Origin of the sequence: Pseudomonas sp. PvP001 (genome assembly GCF_040546375.1) — a bacterium.
GTDB lineage: Bacteria > Pseudomonadota > Gammaproteobacteria > Pseudomonadales > Pseudomonadaceae > Aquipseudomonas > Aquipseudomonas coleopterorum.
This window is the reverse complement of sequence record NZ_JBEPNQ010000001.1, coordinates 2,999,706-3,020,482: the sequence shown is the minus strand read 5'-3', so window position 1 is coordinate 3,020,482 and position 20,777 is coordinate 2,999,706. Positions and strand designations below refer to the sequence as shown.

16 protein-coding genes, 1 tRNA gene and 2 pseudogenes are annotated in these 20,777 nt (G+C 62.2%); 15 read left to right on the top strand and 4 right to left on the bottom strand.

The features are described from left to right. Positions 1 to 224: 224 nt before the first annotated feature. The 4 genes and pseudogenes from ABMD26_RS13660 to ABMD26_RS13645 form a co-directional block, all read left to right on the top strand. Positions 225 to 3,179 (top strand): annotated as a pseudogene (locus ABMD26_RS13660) (sensor domain-containing protein); the annotation flags it as partial. A 14-nt stretch (positions 3,180 to 3,193) separates the two neighbouring features. Further along, positions 3,194 to 3,270, top strand: a tRNA-Ile gene (locus ABMD26_RS13655). 242 nt (positions 3,271 to 3,512) lie between these two features. Beyond that, positions 3,513 to 4,328 (top strand): formate/nitrite transporter family protein, encoded by an 816-nt coding sequence (locus ABMD26_RS13650; RefSeq protein WP_354310076.1) that lies wholly within the window; start codon positions 3,513 to 3,515, stop codon positions 4,326 to 4,328. A gap of 40 nt (positions 4,329 to 4,368) precedes the next feature. Continuing rightward, the gene (locus ABMD26_RS13645; RefSeq protein WP_354310074.1) at positions 4,369 to 5,139 is read left to right on the top strand and encodes a nuclease-related domain-containing protein; all 771 of its coding nucleotides are present in this window, start codon (positions 4,369 to 4,371) and stop codon (positions 5,137 to 5,139) included. Positions 5,140 to 5,177: 38 nt separating this feature from the next. On the opposite strand, the gene ABMD26_RS13640 is transcribed toward ABMD26_RS13645, so the two are convergent. The 4 genes from ABMD26_RS13640 to ABMD26_RS13625 all read right to left on the bottom strand — a co-directional run bounded on the left by ABMD26_RS13640 (position 5,178) and on the right by ABMD26_RS13625 (position 8,170). Further along, positions 5,178 to 6,374 (bottom strand): type II toxin-antitoxin system HipA family toxin, encoded by a 1,197-nt coding sequence (locus tag ABMD26_RS13640; RefSeq protein ID WP_354310072.1) that lies wholly within the window; start codon positions 6,372 to 6,374, stop codon positions 5,178 to 5,180. Further along, the gene (locus ABMD26_RS13635) at positions 6,374 to 6,625 is read right to left on the bottom strand and encodes a helix-turn-helix transcriptional regulator (protein WP_049862428.1); all 252 of its coding nucleotides are present in this window, start codon (positions 6,623 to 6,625) and stop codon (positions 6,374 to 6,376) included. Before ABMD26_RS13635 ends, ABMD26_RS13640 begins: the two co-directional genes overlap by 1 nt. 107 nt (positions 6,626 to 6,732) lie before the next feature. Then, the gene (locus ABMD26_RS13630) at positions 6,733 to 7,464 is read right to left on the bottom strand and encodes a hypothetical protein (RefSeq protein WP_354310070.1); all 732 of its coding nucleotides are present in this window, start codon (positions 7,462 to 7,464) and stop codon (positions 6,733 to 6,735) included. Positions 7,465 to 7,483: 19 nt separating this feature from the next. Continuing rightward, positions 7,484 to 8,170 carry a hypothetical protein gene (locus ABMD26_RS13625; protein WP_354310068.1) on the bottom strand — a complete coding sequence of 229 codons (687 nt, stop codon included), beginning with the start codon at positions 8,168 to 8,170 and terminating at the stop codon, positions 7,484 to 7,486. A gap of 329 nt (positions 8,171 to 8,499) precedes the next feature. On the opposite strand from ABMD26_RS13625, the gene ABMD26_RS13620 reads away from it, so the two are divergent. The 11 genes and pseudogenes from ABMD26_RS13620 (at position 8,500) to rfaH (ending at position 20,751) form a co-directional block, all read left to right on the top strand. Beyond that, positions 8,500 to 8,955, top strand: a complete 456-nt coding sequence (locus tag ABMD26_RS13620) for an Lrp/AsnC family transcriptional regulator (protein WP_354310066.1) — start codon at positions 8,500 to 8,502, stop codon at positions 8,953 to 8,955. A 141-nt stretch (positions 8,956 to 9,096) separates the two neighbouring features. Further along, positions 9,097 to 10,779 carry a flavin monoamine oxidase family protein gene (locus ABMD26_RS13615; RefSeq protein WP_056845300.1) on the top strand — a complete coding sequence of 561 codons (1,683 nt, stop codon included), beginning with the start codon at positions 9,097 to 9,099 and terminating at the stop codon, positions 10,777 to 10,779. A 29-nt stretch (positions 10,780 to 10,808) separates the two neighbouring features. Next, complete coding sequence (locus ABMD26_RS13610; RefSeq protein ID WP_354310063.1) at positions 10,809 to 11,591, top strand: carbon-nitrogen hydrolase family protein; 783 nt, start codon at positions 10,809 to 10,811, stop codon at positions 11,589 to 11,591. A 734-nt stretch (positions 11,592 to 12,325) separates the two neighbouring features. Next, positions 12,326 to 13,096, top strand: a complete 771-nt coding sequence (locus ABMD26_RS13605; RefSeq protein WP_354310061.1) for a hypothetical protein — start codon at positions 12,326 to 12,328, stop codon at positions 13,094 to 13,096. Between the two features lie 54 nt (positions 13,097 to 13,150). Beyond that, on the top strand, positions 13,151 to 14,266 hold the full coding sequence (locus tag ABMD26_RS13600; RefSeq protein ID WP_354310059.1) for a DegT/DnrJ/EryC1/StrS family aminotransferase: 1,116 nt from the start codon (positions 13,151 to 13,153) through the stop codon (positions 14,264 to 14,266). A gap of 37 nt (positions 14,267 to 14,303) precedes the next feature. Next, on the top strand, positions 14,304 to 15,836 hold the full coding sequence (locus tag ABMD26_RS13595; protein ID WP_134723530.1) for a lipopolysaccharide biosynthesis protein: 1,533 nt from the start codon (positions 14,304 to 14,306) through the stop codon (positions 15,834 to 15,836). Further along, positions 15,833 to 16,759 carry a glycosyltransferase family 2 protein gene (locus ABMD26_RS13590; protein ID WP_320497594.1) on the top strand — a complete coding sequence of 309 codons (927 nt, stop codon included), beginning with the start codon at positions 15,833 to 15,835 and terminating at the stop codon, positions 16,757 to 16,759. Before ABMD26_RS13595 ends, ABMD26_RS13590 begins: the two co-directional genes overlap by 4 nt. Positions 16,760 to 16,766: 7 nt before the next feature. Beyond that, entirely contained in the window at positions 16,767 to 17,216 is a 450-nt protein-coding gene (locus ABMD26_RS13585) for a low molecular weight protein-tyrosine-phosphatase (protein ID WP_134723532.1), read from the top strand. Beyond that, the gene (locus ABMD26_RS13580; RefSeq protein WP_354310056.1) at positions 17,213 to 19,429 is read left to right on the top strand and encodes a polysaccharide biosynthesis tyrosine autokinase; all 2,217 of its coding nucleotides are present in this window, start codon (positions 17,213 to 17,215) and stop codon (positions 19,427 to 19,429) included. Before ABMD26_RS13585 ends, ABMD26_RS13580 begins: the two co-directional genes overlap by 4 nt. Positions 19,430 to 19,455: 26 nt before the next feature. Continuing rightward, positions 19,456 to 19,941: pseudogene (locus ABMD26_RS13575) on the top strand (WbqC family protein); the annotation flags it as partial. 297 nt (positions 19,942 to 20,238) lie between these two features. Beyond that, entirely contained in the window at positions 20,239 to 20,751 is a 513-nt protein-coding gene (gene rfaH / locus ABMD26_RS13565; RefSeq protein WP_056845295.1) for a transcription/translation regulatory transformer protein RfaH, read from the top strand. Positions 20,752 to 20,777 lie beyond the last annotated feature (26 nt).

The following is a 20,777-nucleotide window of genomic DNA, read 5'->3' as shown; positions in this document are numbered from 1 at the left end:
AGGCTGCCATGCATCGACTGCCGGCACTTGTGCTGCTGACTTCGCTCGCCGGGGCAGCCATCGCCGACACTTTTTCTCCCGCTGGTTACCCGTCTGGGCTGGTTGAACATCCGCCCCTGCTCGCGAGTGTGGCCGAGGCGCGCCCCCTGCTTGCCGCAGCGCCAAACGACGGTGTGCCAACGACGCAGCAGGCCTCGTCGGCCGATGCTGCGCCCACCCGTGACTGGTACACCGCCCTGATCTACGGCCTGCCCGGCCTGGTCATGCTGGTCATTGCCCTGGGCGTGGTGATCCGCATCAACCGCCGCCTGACCTCGGAAATCAGCCAGCGCATCGCTCTGGAACGTGAGCTGCGCAGCAGCGAATACCATTACCGCGGCCTGGTCGAGAGCCTTTCGGCCATCGCCTGGGAAGCCGACACGACCGACTATACCTACAGCTACGTCTCACCCCATGCCGAGGCGCTGCTGGGCTACCCGTTGCAGAGCTGGCTGGAGCCCGGCTTCTGGCTGCGCATCCTGCACCCGGAGGACGCGAGCTGGGCCCGCGATTACTGCGCCGAGCAGACCGCTGCTGGGGTGGGGCACTCCCTCGAATACCGCGTGATCACTGCAGACGGTCGCAGCCTGTGGGTGCGCGACATCGTCAGCCTGATCAAGCATGACCAGCGACCGGTGATGCGCGGCCTGATGATCGACATCAGTGAAACCAAGAAGATCGAAGAAGCCCAGCGCCTGTCCGAGCAGAAGTTCGCCTCGGTGTTTCGTCAGTGCCCCGACATTCTGGTCATCGCGCGGCTCAGCGACGGCTGCCTGCTGGAGGTCAACGAAGCCTTCGAAGAGCAGATCGGCCTCAAGGCAGGACAGGTGGTCGGACGGCGTGCAGCGGAGCTCGACATCTGGGGCGTGGACGGCGTCGCGCCGCGACTGCTCAAGCGCCTGCAGGGCGGCAGCATCCGCAACCTGGAGATGACCTTTCGCCGCGACAACGGCCAGCGCTTCACCGGCCTGCTCTCGGCCGAACCGCTCCAGCTGGAAACCACGGCGGCGATGGTCGTGGTGGTGCGCGACATCAGCGAGCTCAAGCAGACCCAGCAGCGCCTGCAGATTTCCGAGGAGAAATTCGCCAAGGCGTTCCACGCCTCGCCCGATGGCATGCTGCTGACTCGTCAGAGCGACGGCTTGCTGATCGAAGTCAACGAAGGCTTCAGCATCATGACCGGGCACAAGAGCAAGACGTCGCTGGATCGCTCGACCCTCGAACTGGGCATCTGGGCCGATCCCAACGAGCGCAAGCGGCTGCTGGACAAGCTGCAGCGCCAAGGCTTCGTTCGTGACTTCGTCTGCCGCATCCGGCGTATCGATGGCCAGGTGCGCCTGTGTGAGGTGTCGGTGCGACCGCTGCCCATCGGTGGGGACGCCTGCATGCTGACCATTGCCCGGGACATCACCGAGCGCCAGCAGATGCAACACAAGCTGACCCTGGCGGCGACCGTGTTCGAGAGCACTGCCGAGGGCGTGCTGATCACCGACACCCAGCAACGCATCAGCATGGTCAACCGTGCCTTCACCGAGATCACCGGCTTCTCCGAACAGGAAGTGCTGGGCGAAACCCCTCGCCTGCTCGCCTCGGGCCAGCACGACAGTGCGTTCTACATTGCCATGTGGCATCGCCTGGCCGCCGAGGGGCATTGGCAGGGCGAGATCTGCAACCGACGCAAGAACGGCGAGCTGTACCCCAGTTGGCTGACCATCAGCTCGGTACGCAACAGCGAAGAGGCCATTACCCATTTCGTCGCCGTGTTCGCCGACATCTCCAGCCTCAAGCACGCTCAGGCGCGGCTGGACTATCAGGCGCACCACGACCCGCTCACCGGCCTGCCCAACCGAACCCTGTTCGAAAGCCGGCTGGCCGCCGCCCTGGCCAACCAGAACGAAGCCGGTGGCCAGGGCGCGGTGCTGTTCCTGGATCTGGACCGCTTCAAGCACATCAACGACAGCCTCGGCCACCCCGTAGGCGACCTGCTGCTCAAAGGCATCGCCCAGCGCCTCAAGGAACAGGTGCGCGACATCGACACCGTGGCGCGCCTGGGCGGCGACGAGTTCATCATTCTGCTGCCGGGCCTGGCCCACGCCAGTGATGCGGAGCACATTGCCGCCAAGGTCCTGGCCTGCTTCGCTGCGCCCTTCCAGGCCGGTGACCATGAGTTCTTCACCAGTGCCAGCATCGGCACCAGCCTGTATCCCCAGGACGGCACCGACGTCGCCACCCTGGTGAAGAACGCCGATGCCGCCATGTACCGCTCCAAGGCCAAGGGCCGCAACCGCGTGGAGAGCTACACCCGCGACCTCACCACTCAGGCGACCATGCGCATCGCGCTGGAGCACGAGCTGCGCCGGGCGATCGAGCGCGATGAGCTGAGCCTGAGCTACCAGCCCAAGTTCAGCATCGACTCGGATCTGCTGGTCGGTGCCGAAGCGCTGATCCGCTGGAAGCACCCCAACTTCGGCGACGTGCCGCCCGAGCAATTCATTCCGCTGGCCGAAGAGAACGGCATGATCCTGCAGCTTGGCGATTGGGTGCTGGAGCAGGCCTGTCGGCAGCTGCGCGAGTGGAAACAGCTCTACCACGAGTTCGGCCCGCTGTCGGTCAACCTGGCCGGCGCGCAACTGCGCCAGCCCAACCTGCTCAAGCGCATCGAAGGCCTGCTGGCCGACAGTGATCTGCGCCCGCAATCGCTGCAACTGGAGATCACCGAAAACTTCATCATGAGCCAGACCGAGGAAGCACTGGTGGTGCTGCATCAGCTCAAGCGCCTGGGGGTGCAACTGGCCATCGACGACTTCGGCACCGGCTATTCATCGCTGAGCTACCTCAAGCGCCTGCCGCTGGACATCCTCAAGATCGACCAGTCCTTCGTCCGCGGCCTGCCCGACGACCCCCACGACGCCGCCATCGTACGCGCCATCATCGCCCTGGGCCGCAGCATGCAACTGACCGTCATCGCCGAAGGCGTGGAAACCGCCGCGCAGCAAGCATTCCTCGCCCGCGAAGGCTGCGAGCAGATCCAGGGCTACCTCGTCAGCCTCCCCCTGCCCCCCGACCGATTCGCCGCGACCTTTCTTCGCATGCGCCTTACAGATTTTTCGGATAGCACTCCCTGCAATCCATCGCTATAATCGGCGGCCTTCTGGGGCCTATAGCTCAGTTGGTTAGAGCAGGGGACTCATAATCCCTTGGTCGCAGGTTCGAGTCCTGCTGGGCCCACCAAAATTTTAGAGCCGCGCTTTGCGCGGCTTTTTTGTTTTTGGGGGACCTGCAACAACCCTGTCCCATGATCCAAAACCGCACTCCCCCGCACGCATCATCAACCCCCTCAATCACCCCATCAAAACAGCTGATTGGCCATTTCCCGTCCCCCTCCGTAACGTAACCACCCGGTGCGACAGATGCGCGCACCGTCTGAGCTTGTCGTTGCCCCTGCTCAGCCCACGATCACGCACGAGCCCGCCATGTCTTTGAATACCCCGCAGCAAATTGCCGAAATTGCCGTCGAAAGCGGCTTCAAGAAAGCCCATCTGAGCCTCTCTTCGTTGATGATCCTCGGATTTCTGGCGGGCGCTTTCATCGCCTTCGGATTCCTTCTCGACATCCATGTGAGCACCATGATCCCCAGTGATTGGGCGTCGCTGGGTAACCTACTGGGCGCTGTGGTGTTTCCGGTGGGGCTGATTCTCGTGGTGCTGGCCGGCGGCGAGTTGTTGACCGGCAACATGATGAGCCTGCCCATGGCGCTGTTCGCCGGGCGTATCGGTTTGAGCCAACTGCTGCGCAATTGGGCGCTAGTGACGCTGGCCAACTTGGTTGGTGCGCTGTTCGTCGCCTACTGTTTCGGGCATTTGGTCGGCCTGACCGAAGGCGCCTTCATGGGAAAGACCGTGGCTATCGCCAATGCCAAGGTGTCGGCCAGTTTCGAGCAGGCGTTCATTTCCGGTATTGGCTGCAACTGGTTGGTGTGCCTGGCAGTGTGGCTCAGCTACGCGAGCAAGGATGTGGTCGGCAAGGTGGTGGGCATGTGGTTTCCGGTGATGGCTTTTGTCGCGATCGGCTTCCAGCACGTTGTTGCCAACATGTTCGTCATACCGGCAGCGATCTTTGCCGGGGCGTTGAGCTGGGCGCAGTTCGCCGATAATTTCGTGCCGGTATTCCTGGGTAACGCCGTGGGCGGCGCGGTCTTCGTCGGCTTGGCCTATCATGTGGCGTACTTCAAGACGGCAACCGGCTCCGAAGCATCGTCCACGGCCAGTGGCGCGCAAACGCCGAAATAATCCAGCCCGGCTGGATCAGTACTGTCATCAAGGTTGAGAAATGGACTTCACACCTGTCATCGCCCAGCTCTGGGGAACGCTGAGCTGGGCGCTACCGCTCCTGTTGCTGATCACGCTGTTCAAATCGCCATGGGCCAAGGGTCATATCGGCGAGTGGCTGGTGCGCTTGTTTGCGCACTGGCAACTGGACGCGCAGATCTACCGTCGTCTGCATAACGTCACCTTGAATACGCCTGACGGCACGACGCAGATCGATCATGTGTTTCTCTCGGTCCATGGCATTTTCGTGCTGGAAACGAAGAACATGAGCGGGTGGATTTTCGGCACTGAGCAACAAGCGCAGTGGACGCAGAGATTTCCCAGGCGCAGTTTCAAATTCCAGAATCCCCTTCGGCAGAACTACAAACACCTGAAGGCACTGGAAGCCGCTTTGGGTGTCAGCCCTGCGCATCTGCATTCGGTCATCACGTTCGTCGGGGGCAGTACGTTCAAGACCCAGATGCCGGCCAACGTGACGCGGGGCATTGGCTTCATTCGCTATATCAAGTCATTTCGGCAGGTGGTGTTCAGCGAGGCGGAAGTCGGTGACATGTTGCAAGCATTGAAGGCCGGGCGTCTGGCGCCGAGCCTTGCGACTCATCGCGAACACGTGCAACACCTCAAACGGCGCAGTGATCCAAGCGCTGAACGTTGTTGCCCGAAGTGCGGCAGTGCGCTGGTCATTCGCACGCGGAAAACGGGAGCCAATGCCGGGCAGCAGTTTTGGGGATGTTCGGCGTTTCCCAAGTGTAGATTTATGCAAAGTCTCTAGGGTGCTGCCCTTCACTAGACTGCGCATCGAAAGGCGGACTACCCAAATGTTTGCCTGAACGGATCGGCACTTTTCTGTATTGCGGTCACCACGTGCTGCGCTCGCTCTGTCACCTCACCCGAGTTCGCCAGCACCTGCTCCAACGCCTGCAGTTGCGTGCGGATAACTTCTTGCGGCTGCTCCACACCACAGAGCTGGGCGAAATCCAGCAGCCCCTGGCGCGAGGCAAACATGGATTTGTTGCCGATCAGATCCAGTGCCAATACATCGTCAGGGATATAAGCCGTGGTATTGACGATGTCGTAGGCGGGTGCAAGTCGTGCATCGCCTAGGGCGGGATTGGCGTAGAGCAGTCCGAAGTTTTTCAGATGGGCATCGCCGTTGCCGACGATGCAGCTGAGAGTCACGATGGCGAATAGCTGAGACAGTGAATGCTCTATCCGGTCAGGGGCGCAGAACATCCGGATGGCTCTGGCAATGGACGAGTAGCTCTTGCTGTACTTCTGTTCGGCAGCCAGGCCCATGAGGGCTGTCATGTCCTCGAAGCCAATGGGGTTGAACTGCTCGTCCCGATCGAAGCGGCGCATGACGAATAGTTTGGTGTTATCCGACAGGTAGAATTCCGGCACGACGATTCCAGAAGCCTTGGCCACGGACATGCACAGAAACTCGTTGATCGCCAGGCCAGGGAATTCATCTCGGCCGCTCTTGATAATCAGCTCGGACGTTTTCGAGGTGAATCGCTGCGGCGCGTGGTTTTGATGCTCAGGTACCAGTACCTTGGGTTGCACCCCTGAGATGCCGGCACGCAGGATGTACCGATCAACCAGGCTGGCGAAGATGTCCTCGGCACCATCCCAGGCGAGGATCTCATCCAGCCTTTCTCCGGGGAACTGTTGGCGTTGCAACAGCGCATCGACTTCCGGCGATTTGACTGCGACTCGCCCGATGGGCGAACTGCTGCCTGAAAGTGCCAGGAGTAGCATTGGATCGACGTTTGTCACCTTGGCCAGGCGATTACGCAGCTGCTCCAGCACGTAACCCTCAGGCAGATTCATCTGGAAGATGGGATGAAGTTCGCGATGGCGGTAGTCATCCATACGCGGGGGCATGAGCAGACTGATCGCGGTGTGTGCAGCGGCGTCATCGCGATAGCGGAAGATGTAGTCATCTTCGCTGCGTAGCACTCTTCCGCTCTCTCCCTCCGGGGTTGAAACCTGCAGTAGGGTCGGCATCAGTCGAATATCCCATGAATTTCATCCAGCGTGGGCAGCACGGCAGGGATGACCGTGAGTTCGCAATTCAGCGCAGCGAGCACGCGTGCATAGGCGGTCATGCCGACCGAGTGGTCGCCCTTCTCGATCGCAATGACCTTCTGCCGTGTGACAAAAGCTAATGCGGCAAGCCGGGCTTGAGTCATGCCACGATTGAGGCGGCGTTGCCGGATTTGCGCGCCCAGACGGGTAGCGATGAGCTCGTAATCCATGTTCTGTATACGTGACAAAGTGAGGTCAATGTAACGTATACCTAACCCTTGCGAAAATAAAGCTTCGCCTGACACAAAGTGCAGCCTTTAGGCTCCTCTGGAAACACTCAGTTGGCCTGCAGGCGAAACCCCAGCAAATTTTCCTGCAGCCGGTACTGCTCGCCAATGTTCCCGCAAAAGCTGGTGCGCGGCAGGAACGCGCCGGCGCCGTTCAGGTAGGGCGGGATGTTGGTGCTCTGTTCGCAGCCTTGCAGGATGCGGCCGCGTAGCGCGCCATTGGCCTGGGCCGAGCGCAGGGCGCCCAGTGGGGTTGGGTCGGCGACGACCAGGGCACCGGGGGGCACCAGGGTTTCGTAGGTGCGGGCGAACTGTTCTGCGGAGCGGTCCTGCAGATAGGGCACCAGGTAGTAGCGGATGTCGTTGCGAAACGGCAGCGCTTCGGTGTGAGTCGGCAGTTTGACCCAACCGTTGGCGTACAGCCCCCACATCGACAGCAGGGCCGCCGGCCCGGCCATGACCGAAAGGTAGAGCGCGGCGACGCCGAAACGATTGCCAGGCAGGTACCTGGCCAAGTGAGCGACGCCCAGGATGCTGGCCAGGGCGATCCCGGGCAGAAACAGGGTGAAGCGGTCGAATACGCCGTAGGACACGGCGAACAGGAAGTTGAGCAGCAGCGCGGCCCACAGCACTTGCAGGGCGCGGGTTTTCGGCCACACGAGCAGGCCAACGAGTTGCGGGCCGATCAGTGACAAACCCAGCAGCACCACGGCGTTCTTCTCATGCCACATGTCGTCGAAACGCCACAGCGTGTCGTTGCGGCCGCCGGGAATGATCGCCAACTGGTCGGGACCGGCCAGGTTAACGGCGAGCGATGTCGAACAGGCTCATGCCGCTGTCCAGGTCGCCGATGACAGCGGGCAAAGCGGGTGCAAACCCCAGCGCAATTGCAGGCAGGACCAGCAGCAGGCGCAATCTTTCCTGCATGGCCAGATGCACGTACATCGGCAACAGCACCACCAGCGTCAGCGGGTGTATCGCCAGGGCCAGTCCACTGAGCACACCGATGGCCAGCAGGCGCGCTGTGGCGCCAAGTCGCGCGGGTGTGGCGAAGCACAGCCAGTAGGCCCCGATGATCAGCACGGCATGCAGCACATAGGGCTCGGCCTTGGTGGACGCCCAGAACACGGCGTGGGCCAATACCGTTGCCGTGACCGACAGCAGCGCCAGGTGGCGCGCAGCGCCGATGCTGACCGCCAGGCCATGCACGACCAGCGCCAGCGGCAGCAAGAGGATGGCGTTGAGCAGGCTGAGCAGGTGCATGCCCAGCAGCGCCTGGACGACACGGCTCACCAGTGCGTGGAACGGGTGGCTGACCGGCCCCAGGGAGGTGCTGAAGAACGAGCCGTGGGCGGCCTCGGCAAGCATCAGGCCGTTGTCCATCCACTGAATCGGACCACTGCTGGCCAGGAAGCTGGCAATCACGGCGCAGGCCAGCATCAGACCGGCCACTACGGTGGGCAGGTGCATGCCACGGGTTGAACTCATGTTCCTTGCTCTCCATGGCCGCGAGCAGCGGACTGTTTGGTCAGGGTATGAAAGGGGTTTTGTTCGGCAGGCGAACTATAGAGGGATTAATTGTTTTGCCACTTCAATTTAATCAATCCACTGCACTCAGCCTGCCGTTCGCCTGACGCCAGAAACAGCCGGTTGCAGCGGACTTTTCATCCGTTGCGTCAAACTTTCCATTCAACTAACGCAACGCCAAGCAACAGCGGTTGAAAGACCTGAAGGATCGCCCTTGGCAACATTGCTTTGAGCCGGGCGTCGATAAATGGCCTAATGCGCCGCACTGACTTGCCTATGGAGCCCCCGCCTTGTCCGACCGCCACCCGCTTGCCTTGGATGCCATAGATCGCCAATTGATTGCCGCGCTGCAGCTCAATGCCCGCGAGAGCGTGGCGATGCTCGCGCGCGGATTGGGCATCGCGCGCACGACGGTCACGGCGCGGCTCGCTCGGCTGGAAAGCTCCGGGGTCATCAGCGGGTACGGTGTGCGGCTCGGCCGGCACGCGTTGGACGGCGGCCTGCAGGCCTACGTCGGCATCACCGTGCAGCCACGCTCGGGCAAGGACGTAGTGCGGCGCCTGAGTGGGATGGCGCAGGTGCAGCAACTGTGCGCGGTGAGTGGCGAGTTCGATTACGTGGCCTGGCTGCGCACCGACTCGCCGGAGCAGCTGGACCAACTGCTGGACCAGATCGGCAGCGTCGACGGGGTGGAGAAAACCACGACGTCGATCATCCTCAGCAACAAGGTCGACCGCCGGGGTTGAACCCCCGTTTTGCACAATGCAGCGCCGACACGTCTTTTCGACCGATAAAACGTCAGATCGACGACACTTTGTGTCTTATTAACCTCATCACCCTTGCCTAGAATGAACCTGGCGTTTTCCTCGTTCAGCCAAGGTCCCGCCATGAGCCCAACTTCGCGTCACCCCGCCGACGGCAAGAAGCCCGTCACCGTATTCGGTCCGGATTTTCCCTTCGCCTTCGATGACTGGATCGAGCATCCGGCCGGGCTGGGGGTGATTCCCGAACACCACCATGGCGCCGAAGTGGCCATCGTCGGCGCCGGGATCGCCGGGCTGGTGGCGGCCTACGAGCTGATGAAGCTGGGGCTGCGGCCCGTGGTCTATGAGGCGTCGAAAATGGGCGGACGGCTGCGCTCGCAGAAGTTCGAAGGCACCGAGGATATCGTCGCCGAATTGGGCGGGATGCGTTTTCCGGTGTCGTCTACCGCGTTCTATCACTACGTCGACAAGCTCGGCCTGCAGACCAAGCCCTTCCCCAACCCGCTGACCCCGGCCTCGGGCAGCACGGTGATCGACCTGGAAGGCGAGACCTACTACGGCCAGACCTTGGCCGATCTGCCGGCGCTGTTTCAGGAGGTCGCGGACGCCTGGGCCGACGCGCTGGAAGAAGGCGCCCGTTTCGGCGATATCCAGCAGGCGATCCGTGACCGCGATGTGCCTCGTCTCAAGGAGCTGTGGAACACCCTGGTGCCGCTGTGGGACGACCGCACCTTCTATGATTTCGTGGCCACGTCCAAGGCCTTTGCCCAGCTGTCGTTTCATCACCGGGAAGTGTTTGGCCAGGTGGGTTTCGGTACCGGCGGCTGGGATTCGGACTTTCCCAATTCGATGCTGGAAATCTTCCGCGTGGTGATGACCAACTGCGACGATCACCAGCATCTGGTGGTCGGTGGCGTCGAGCAGGTGCCTTTGGGTTTGTGGAAGCATGTGCCTGAGCGCTGCGCTCATTGGCCTGCCGGCACCAGCCTGGCGTCGCTGCACCGCGGCGCGCCACGTGGCGGGGTGAAGAAGATCGCCCGGGCCGCCGACGGCCGCTTTGCGGTCACCGATCACTGGGACGACACGCGCCATTACGCGGCCGTCCTGACCACCTGCCAGAGCTGGTTGCTGACCACTCAGATCGAATGCGAGGAAACGCTGTTTTCGCAGAAGATGTGGATGGCGCTGGACCGTACCCGCTACATGCAGTCCTCGAAGACCTTCGTCATGGTCGACCGGCCGTTCTGGAAGGACAAGGACCCCGAGACCGGCCGCGATCTGATGAGCATGACCCTCACCGACCGCCTGACCCGTGGCACCTACCTGTTCGACCACGGCGACGACAAGCCGGGGGTGATCTGCCTGTCGTACGCCTGGATGAGCGATGCCTTGAAGATGCTTCCCCATCCCGTGGAGAAGCGCGTCAAGCTGGCCCTGGATGCCTTGAAGAAGATCTACCCGAAAGTCGACATTGCCGCGCGCATCATCGGTGATCCTATCACCGTGTCATGGGAAGCCGATCCGTATTTCCTCGGCGCCTTCAAGGGCGCCCTGCCCGGCCACTACCGCTACAACCAGCGCATGTATGCGCACTTTATGCAAAGCGCGTTGCCTGATGCACAACGCGGTATCTTCATCGCCGGTGACGACGTGTCGTGGACGCCTGCCTGGGTCGAAGGCGCGGTGCAGACGTCGCTGAACGCGGTGTGGGGCATCATGACCCACTTCGACGGCTACACTCACCCGGAAAACCCCGGGCCTGGGGATGTTTTCGATGAACTGGGGCCCATTGCCCTGTCGGATTGACCGCTTCCTTGATCGCAACAGGAGCCCGCATGCGCATAGCCTTGTACCAATGCCCGTCCCAACCGCTCGACGTCGAGGGCAACCTTGCCCGCTTGCAGGCGCGCGCCCGTGAAGCTGCACAGTGGGATGTCGAACTCTTGGTACTGCCGGAGATGTTTCTGAGCGGCTACAACATTGGCGCGGGCGTGGCCCGCAACCTGGCCCAGGCCAGCGACGGTGCCAACGCCGAACAGGTCGCGCTGATCGCTCGGCAATTCGGCCTGGCCATTGTGTACGGCTACCCGGAACTGGATGAACGGGGCAACGTGTACAACTCGGTGCAGTTGATCGACCGCACCGGCGAGCGCCTGGGCAACTACCGCAAGACCCACCTGTTCGGCGACGCAGACCGCGCTATGTTCAGCGCAGGCGAACAGGCCCCTGCCGTGCTCGAACTCAATGGCTGGAAGCTGGGCCTGCTGATCTGCTACGACCTGGAGTTTCCGGAAAACGCGCGTCGGCTGGCTGCTGCTGGGGCGGAGCTGATTCTGGTGCCCACCGCCAATATGGTCCCCTACGGGTTCATTGCCGAGGTGACCGTGCGCAGTCGGGCGTTCGAGAATCAGTGCTACGTGGCGTATGCCAACTATTGCGGCAACGAGATGGAGTTCGAGTACTGCGGGCTGAGCAGCATTGCCGGCGCCGATGGGCAACAGATTGCCAAGGCGGGTCGGGATGAGGCGTTGATCGTCGGCACGTTGGACAAGGCCTTTCTGGCGTCGGCGCGCAGTGCGTTCACCTATCTGAACGACAGGCGGACCGAGCTTTATTGATGTTGCCAACGTGTAGGCGGGGTCTTGGACCTTGAAAGCTTGACTGGGGCGTGTCTGACACACCGGAGTGTCTTTTCGCGGCCGCTGACCGCTCCTAAGGGGATGGGGGGTGTGGCGGGACGGGTGAATGAGTGATGTCAATAAACCATCATGAGCGTGCTTTGTGGCCCATGGTGGTTTTTTTTTGACGACGGTAAATAGTCGTCTTTTGTGTGAATTTTACTGTTCTACCGCGCTTGCGAAATGATCGGGCCCAGTAACTGCGCGGGTTTGCGGTCCACTGACGGGCTCCCCAGCTGGAAAACTTCAAAAACGTCAAAGAAAGCAGCAATATGCCAGCGCCAAAAATAAATTACTTTATAAATCAATGTCATATGTAATTCTGTCAAGGCGATCCTAATCGGCGCGCTATTTTTGACGAAAGCAATTGACACTCCTCCCGCCAAAGCCGATATATCACCCCATCTGCCGCCAACACAGCAGTTGCAGCGACGCCGAAGAGTGCCGCGCAGACCCGACGACTACCCCAATGCCCTGTAAGCGCTGACCTCAATGAGCGGTCCGCGCCGTGTGCTCTGGCCTATGCAGTCCGTCATGTTCATTGCAGTACGCGAAGTTGGAAGTTGCACATTTCAAGGATCGTCGAGTACGAACCGGGCGGTAGCTTTGCCCAAACACAGAGAACGTTAGTTATGGCGTTCAATCAACCGCGTGTCCAAGGAGGGTTCTTCCTCATGTCACATTTGTTCAACCTGGATGAAAACACGTCGAACCGCCTGGCGGCCGACATGAATGAACAGGGCTATGCCGTACTGGAGAACGCTTTGGCGCCCTACGTGCTGGAAGAACTTCGTGCTTATGTGGATGACCAGGCTGCGCGCCATAACCAACAGTACTTCGCCTATCACGGCAATGCGCCGCTGGTGGGCAGCCGCTTGGCCGCCACGGCGATGTCGAGCGAGTTTCGCCAGCACCTGGCGCGCCTGCACGAGCAGGGCCAGGGCCATGCCGCACCCAGCGACCAGGTGTTCCCGGTATTGCGTTGCGTGCAAGGCCACAGCGGCTTGAAGGAATCCAACGCGTTTCACTTCGATGCCACCCTGCTGACCATGCTGGTGCCGATCTTCATCCCCGATCAGGGCAAGGATCGCGGCGACCTGGTGCTGTTTCCCAACCTGCGCAAGGTGCGGCGCAGCGTGCTGTTCAACGCTGCCGAAAAAGTGATGTATCAGAACCCGCTGTGCCGGCGCCTGATGGGTTGGTGCATTGAGCGCGGCTGGCTCAAGCCGCTGTTGCTGCGCATGAAACCTGGCAACGTGTATTTCTTCTGGGGCTACCGTTCGCTGCATGCCAACCAGCCGTGCGATCCGGCGCACCGGCGTGCCACGGCGCTGTTCCACTACGGTGACCCCCATGCCGGCAGCCTGACCACGCGGATGATCCTGCGGCTCAATCAGCACCGCGCCCGACGCGCAGTCGCCCGCAGCAAAAGTCAGGCGTCCTGAGCGGACGACAACGGTTGGATACCACAGCAATGGCGAGCCGCCAGGGAGCAGCGAATGATCAACGTAACAAAGGCCTATCTAGGCGACATCGACAAGTTCAAGGCCTATGTGGACCGTATCTACGCGTCCCACTGGCTGACCAACCACGGTCCGCTGTGCTGCGAGCTGGAGGAGCGCCTCAAGGATTACCTGGGCGTGCGCCACTTGATCCTGACCAATAACGGCACGCTGGCGCTGCAGGTGGCCTACCGCGCCCTGGGCCTTTCCGGTAGCGCCGTGACCACGCCGTTCAGCTTCGTGGCCACCAGCAGCTCGCTGCACTGGGAAGGTATTCGTCCGGTGTTCGCCGACATCGATCCGCATACGTGGAACCTGGACCCGGAGCAGATCCCAGGCAGCCTGCAGGCCGACACCAGTGCCATCGTCGCCACCCACGTGTTCGGCAACCCCTGCGCGGTGGAACGCATCGAAGCGATCGCTCGTCAGTATCGTCTCAAGGTGGTGTATGACGGCGCCCACGCCTTTGCCGTGAAGCACGCCGGTCAGTCCGTGTACCACTGGGGCGATGCCAGCACCCTGAGTTTCCATGCCACCAAGTTGTTCCACACCATCGAGGGCGGCGCGATCGTCACCAACGACGATGAAGTCGCGGCGCGGGTGCGCAAGCTGTGCAACTTCGGTATCACCGACGTGGACAAGATCGAGGGCCTGGGCACCAACGCCAAGCTCAACGAATTCTGCGCCGCCATGGGGCTCAGCGTGCTCGACGACATCGACAACATCCTCGAGCGTCGCGCCGAGATGGGTCACTACTACCGCCAGCGCCTGAGCGGCTACCTCGACCTGCAACGCCAGGCCGACGACAGCCAGGTCAACTACAGCTATTTCCCGGTGGCCTTGCAGAATGAAACCCAGGTGCTTTCCATGCGCACCGAACTGCAAGCCGGCGGCATCAATCCACGGCGTTATTTCTACCCTTCGCTCGACACCCTCGAATATCTGCAGCCGCAAGCGGTCCAGTACCAATCGCGCAGCCTGAGTGAGCGGGTGCTCTGCCTGCCCATCTACCCCGGTCTGGCGCGGTCGACTCAGGACCAGGTCATCGACACCCTGCTGCGCGGCCACGAACTGAGTTACCCACAATCCGTTTCATGGGCCACCGCTGTATGAAAACAGGCATGAATTCGTTGAACCAGGGCACGCGTCGATGAAGAAGCTTTCGGTCATCCACAACACCGCCCTCAGCTACCTGGGCCAGGCCTATGCGCTGGTGATCGGCATCTTGATCATGCCGTTCTACCTCAGCCATCTGGGCGCCGAAGCCTATGGCTTGATCGGCTTCTACGCCGTGATGCAGGCCTGGCTGCTGCTGCTCGACGCCGGTGTGTCGCCGTCGCTGGTGCGCCAGATCGCTCATCACCAGGGCAGCAGCGACAGCGCGGCGGCCAAGCGTATCGGCGGTTGGTTGATGCGCTCCTTCGAGCTGGTGTTTCTGCCCATGGCACTGGTGTGCGCGTTGGGTGTGTACCTGGCCAGCGACTGGATGGCCGCCCATTGGCTACAGGCCCAGGCACTGGAGCCGCAGACCATCGTCAACTGCGTGATTCTGATGGGGGTGATGGTTGGCCTGCGCCTGTTCGCCACGCTGTACAAGAGCGGCCTGCAAGGCCTGGAAATGCACGCCTGGTTGAACAACGCCAACGTGGTCATCGCCACGCTGCGCTACTTCGGCGGCCTGGTGCTGGTGACCTGGGTGTCGCAGGACGCGCAGGTGTTCTTCGAATTCCAGCTGTTCGTGGCGCTGGTGGAGACCTTGATCTTCGCTGCCAAGGCCTACCGCCACCTGCCTGCACCGACCCCGCTGAGCGGGTTCAACTGGGCGCTGGTCAAGCCGATCCTGCCGTTCGCGGCCAGCGTATCGCTGACCGCCGTGGTGTGGATCGTGCTGACCCAGCTGGACAAGGTGCTGTTGTCCAAAGTGCTGCCGCTGGCCGAATACGGTTACTTCTCGCTGGTCGCCCTGCTGACCACCGGGATCATGATGATGATCAACCCGCTGGTGCAGACCTTGCTGCCGCGCATGACGGTGCAGGTTGCCGAAGGCCGTGAAAGCGACATGCATGCCCTGTACCTGGGTGCCAGCCGCTTCGTCAGCACCTTCCTGTTCCCCCTGGCGGCGATCATCGCGTTCCATGCCGAGCCGCTGCTGTTTGCCTGGAGCGGTGATACACAAGCCGCTCAGTGGGGGGCGCCGATCCTGTTCTGGTACGCCCTGGGCAGCGCCATCCTGGCGGTCAGCGCGTTCCAGTACCACCTGCAATACGCCTACGGCGAAATGCGCCTGCACATCGGCTACAGCGTGGTGTCGGCCGTGATCAGCGTGCCGGCGATGATCATCGCGGTGTACGGCTGGGGCGCCCTGGGCGCGGCCGTGACCTGGTTCATGCTGCGTCTAGTGTCGTTCGCGCTGTGGCCACAGGTCGTGCATCGGCGCCTGGCGCCCGGCCTGCACCGACCCTGGCTGCACGACATTCTGCGCATCAGCCTGAGCACCGTGCTCGGCGTGCTGCTGACCCATCCGTTGTTCAAGGCCATTGCCGGCGGCTCCAGCGATCGGCTGGTGATCTTTGTCGCCCTGGCCTTGTGTGGCGCGCTGACCCTGGCCCTGGTGGCCGCCACCTACAAACCACTGGCCCAACGGGTTTTTCTCAAGTTGAGCAGAGCGAGCGCCGAACGATGAAACGGACCGAACAACAGATCATGCAGGCCTGGCCACAGGGGCAGGAGCCGTTGCTGTCGATCACTTGCCCGGCCTACAACCAGGTCGACTACATCGAGCAGACCCTGGACAGCTTTCTGGCGCAACGCACCACGTTCGCCTTCGAGATCCTGATCAACGACGACGCCTCCAGCGACGGCACGACACAGATCATCGAGCGCTACGCCGAACAGTACCCGAACCTCATCAAGCCGGTGATTCATCAGCACAACCAATACCAGTTGGGTCGCTGGTGCTTCCCGGCGCTGTTCAACCGGGCCCGCGGCAAGTACATCGCCTATTGCGAGGGCGACGATTACTGGATCGACCCGCTCAAGTTGCAGAAGCAGGTGAACTTCCTCGAAGCCAACGCCGACTACGTGCTGACCTACCACGACGCCATGGCGTTCGACAGCGAAGGTGAACGGGGCATCCAGCTGACCGGCCAGTATCAGGCCGACGCCAGCGCCATGGACCTGCTCAAGGCGCGGCCGATCTCGACCCTGACCACCTGCTTTCGCAACGTGCTGCACGAGCTGCCCCGCGAGCTTGCGCAAGCGCCGGTGCTGGACCTGTGCTGGTGGTCGATGCTCGGTGCCCACGGCAAGGGCAAGTACCTGGCCGACATCGCCCCGGCACGCTACCGCCTGCACCCTGGCGGGATCTTTTCCCAGCGTCCGGGCCAGAACAAATTGCAGATGACCCTGCACACCTACGCATGCCTGGCCAACTACTACTTCCGCCAGGGCGATCGCGTGCTCTACGAGCACTTTCTGGTGCAGGTGTCCGGCATGTGCGTGGCGGCGATCCGCCCGGTACAGAAGTTCCGCGCCCTGCTGCATGTGTCGGGCAACGTCAGCCGCAACCTGATACGGCGCCTGACGCCGGCCGCGGCGAGGGGCTGAAGACGACATGATCAACAAGGTTCTGGTGATCTGCATCGGCAACATCTGCCGCAGCCCCATGGCAGTGGCGCTGTTGCGTCACCACGCGCCGCACCTGCAAGTCGAATCGGCGGGCCTGAGGGCCTGTGTTGGCGAAGACATGGCCAGCCTGACCGCACAGGTACTGGCCGGCAACCAAGTGCCACGGCCGGCGCACGCCGCCTGCCAGCTGACCGGCGAGAAGGTGCGTTGGGCCGATCTGATTCTGGTCATGGACCAGCGCCAGTTGCGCAGCATCACCGACACGGCCCCGCACACGCGCGGCAAAACGTTTCTGATCGGCAAGTGGCTCGACAATTTCGAAATCGACGATCCCTATCGCCGCCCCATTGCCGCCTTTCAAAGGACCTACACCGAATTGACTCGGTGTATCGAAGGCTGGCTGCCCTACCTGAGTTCCGAGGATCGACAAAGATGACCGCGATGAACCGTTCAAACCTGGAGTACTACAAGGACACCCAGATCGATCTCGCGACGATTCTTCGGACCTTGTTCGATCACAAGAAACTGATTGCCGGAGTCGTGGCTCTGTTCACGCTGCTGGGTGCTTTCTACGCCGTGGTCGCCACGCCGGTGTACCAGGCCAACGCCATGATCCAGATCGAACCGAAGAAGGTCGGTCTGGATGCGACCCCGCAGCTCAACACCAAGCCGTCCTCGGTATCGGAAGCGGTGACCGAGATCGAGCTGATCAAGTCGCGCACCGTGCTCGGCCAGGTGGTCAGCGACCTCAAGCTGGACGTAGTGGCCACGCCGCGCTACTTCCCGGCGATCGGCCGCTACATGGCGCGCGAATTCACCCCGGCCGCCAACCAGAAACTGGCCGCGCCGCTGTTCGGTCTGGATGCATTCGCCTGGGGCGGCGAGAAGATCGACGTGTTCAATCTGGACGTGCCGGAAAACCTGCTGGGCGAGCGCCTGACCCTGATCGCCGGGCCGAACGGCACGTATCGCCTCGTGGGCACCGACGGCGCGCCACTGCTCAGCGGCCGTGTCGGCGAGGTCAGCCAAGGCAACGGCGTGACCCTGCAACTGGCCGAGCTCACCGCGCGCCCCGGCACTGAATTTCGCCTGGTGAAGAACCGCCTGCTCAACACCTCGCTGGACTATCAACAGCGTCTGCGCGTAGCCGAGTCGGGCAAGGATTCGGGCATCGTCTACCTGAGCATCAACGACACCGACCCGGTCCAGGCCAACCGCGTGCTGGATGAAGTCAGCCGCCTGTACGTGCGCCAGAACGTGGAGCGCAGTTCGGCCGAAGCGGCCCAGCGCCTGGATTTCCTGCGCTCGCAACTGCCTGTGGTGCGCAAGGAACTGGAGAAGTCCGAAGAAGCCCTGCACGCCTTCCAGATGCGTACCAAGTCGGTGGACATCACCCTGGAGACCAAGGCCCTGCTCGACCAGATGGTTGCCTACGACGCCCAACTGTCGGAGCTGCGCCTCAAGCGCACCGACCTGGATCGCCTGTACACCCGTCAGCATCCCGCGTCGGCAGCGTTGAGCCAGCAGATCAGTCAGATCGAGTCGCAGAAGACCTCCCTGCAAGCGCAGATCAAGGGCCTGCCCGAGACTCAGCAGGAATTGCTGCGCCTGACCCGTGACATGCAGGTGACCACCCAGACCTACACCCTGGTCCTGAACAAGAGCCAGGAGCAGGACATCATCCGCGCCGGCAACATCGGCAACGTGCGCATCATCGACAAGGCCGACAGCAACGTCGAAGAACCGGTCAAGCCGATGCGCGCGGTTATCGTTCTGGTGGCGATGCTGCTGGGCACGCTGGTCGCCGTGGCCATCATCTTCATCCGCCAGGCGTTCTACCGCGGCGTGGAAAACCCCGAGGTGATCGAGAGCCTGGGCATGCCGGTGTACGCCTCGCTGCCGCTGTCGCGCCAGCAGGAACGTCTGCAGAAGAAACGTGGCAAGGGTGTGACCAATCGCGAATCGCGCCTGCTCAGCGTGGCGGCACCGAGCGAGCTGGCCATCGAGTCGCTGCGCAGCCTGCGCACCAGCCTGCACTTCGCGATGATGGAAGCACGCAATAACGTGCTGATGATCACCAGCCCCATGCCCGGTGTGGGCAAGTCGTTCGTCAGCGCCAACCTGGCGGTGATCATTGCCCAGGCCGGCAAGCGCGTGCTGCTGATCGACGGCGACATGCGCAAGGGCTACCTGCACCGATCGTTCGGCCTGCAGCCCAAGCACGGCCTGTCCGATGCCCTGGCCGCGCGCCTGGGCAACACCGAGGTGATCAATGCCACCGAAGTGGACAACCTGCACCTGATCGCCTGTGGCTTTGCCGCGCCCAACCCTTCAGAACTGTTGATGCATGACAACTTCAGCAAGCTGCTGCGCGAGCTGTCGCCGCATTACGACCTGGTGATCATCGACACCCCGCCGGTGATTGCCGTGACCGACGCCAGCCTGGTCGGTCGCCAGGCCGGGACCACCCTGCTGGTCGCTCGCTTCGGCCAGAGTTCGGTCAAGGAGATCGAGGTCAGCAAGCGTCGTCTTGCGCAGAACGGCGTGCTGGTCAAGGGCGCGATATTCAACGGCGTGATCCGCAAGGCGTCCACCGCCGAGTACGACTGCGCTGCCTACGGCTACGACTATTCGCCGAGCAAGAAGTGATCGCCGATCCAGGCAGGAGTCTCCCGATGCCCCGCACCGTTGCAATGATGCAGCCTTACTGGTTTCCCTATTTCGGCTATTTCCAGCTGATTGCCGGCGCCGATGCCTTTGTGCTCGGCGACAACCTGCAGTACGTCCATCCCGGTTGGGTCAACCGCAACCGGCTGCTCAGCTGTGGCGCGCCGAGCTTGTTCACCCTGCCGCTGAAGAAGGACCGCTCGGACCTGGCGATCAACCGGCGCGAGCTCAGCGACAGCGCCCCGCAGGTGCTGGGCAAGCTGCTCAAGACCATTGCCATGAGCTACTCCCGTGCACCTTACCGCGACGACGTGCTGGCGCTGCTCGAGCCGCTGATGACCTGCCCGGAACGCAACCTGGCGCTGTACCTGGAGTACTCGCTGCGCAAGGTCTGCGAATACCTGCAGATCGACACGCCGATCCACGTCGCCTCCACCCTGCCGGTGGACGAGCGCCTGGTGCTGGACAAGCAGGATCGCGTGGTGAAGCTGGCCCGCCACTTCGGTGCGCAGCGCTACCTCAATCCTATCGGCGGCACTGGCGCTGTACGACGAAGAGTACTTCGCCCGTCACGACCTGGAACTGCGTTTTCACCGCATGGACGAGCTTTGCTACACGCAGTTCAAAGACCCGTTCGTGCCCAACCTGTCGATCATCGACGTGCTGATGTTCAACCCGGTATCACGGATTCGCCAATGGCTGCCGTGCTACAGCACGCTCAAGCCGAGCGCTGCACAGGACACCCGCAGGGTGGCCACCAGTCCTTCCGTCCACGCCATCGAGATGCGCTCATGAACGACTTCGACAGCAATGCCAACTGGTACCTGATCCAGACCAAACCGCGGCAGGAAGCCCGTGCCGAAGAACATCTGCTGCGTCAGCAATACGAGTGCTTTCGCCCGTTGCGCGCCGCCCCTGCCCTGACCCGCAGCCGCCGCGTGGCCGACGAGGACTTGTTCCCCGGCTACCTGTTCATCCGCCTGGACTGCAACGACAACTGGTACCCCATCCGTTCCACCCGTGGCGTGTGCCGCGTCGTCGCCTTCGGCGGCATGCCGTGCCCGGTGCCGGACAGCCTGATCGCCAGCATTCGCCAGCGCACCCAGGCCAGCGCCGCGAACGCGGTGCGTTTCACCGAAGGCGAAGCGGTGCGGGTGCGCACCGGCGACAGTGAAGTGCAGGCCATTTTCCTCTGCGAGGACGGCGACGAACGCGCCGTAATCCTGCTCAACCTGCTGCAACGCGAGCAGCGTATCAGCCTGCCGCGCAGCAGCCTGCAGCGGCTTACCGCGCACGCCTGCTGAGCGGCGCACCGACATACGATGCTTCA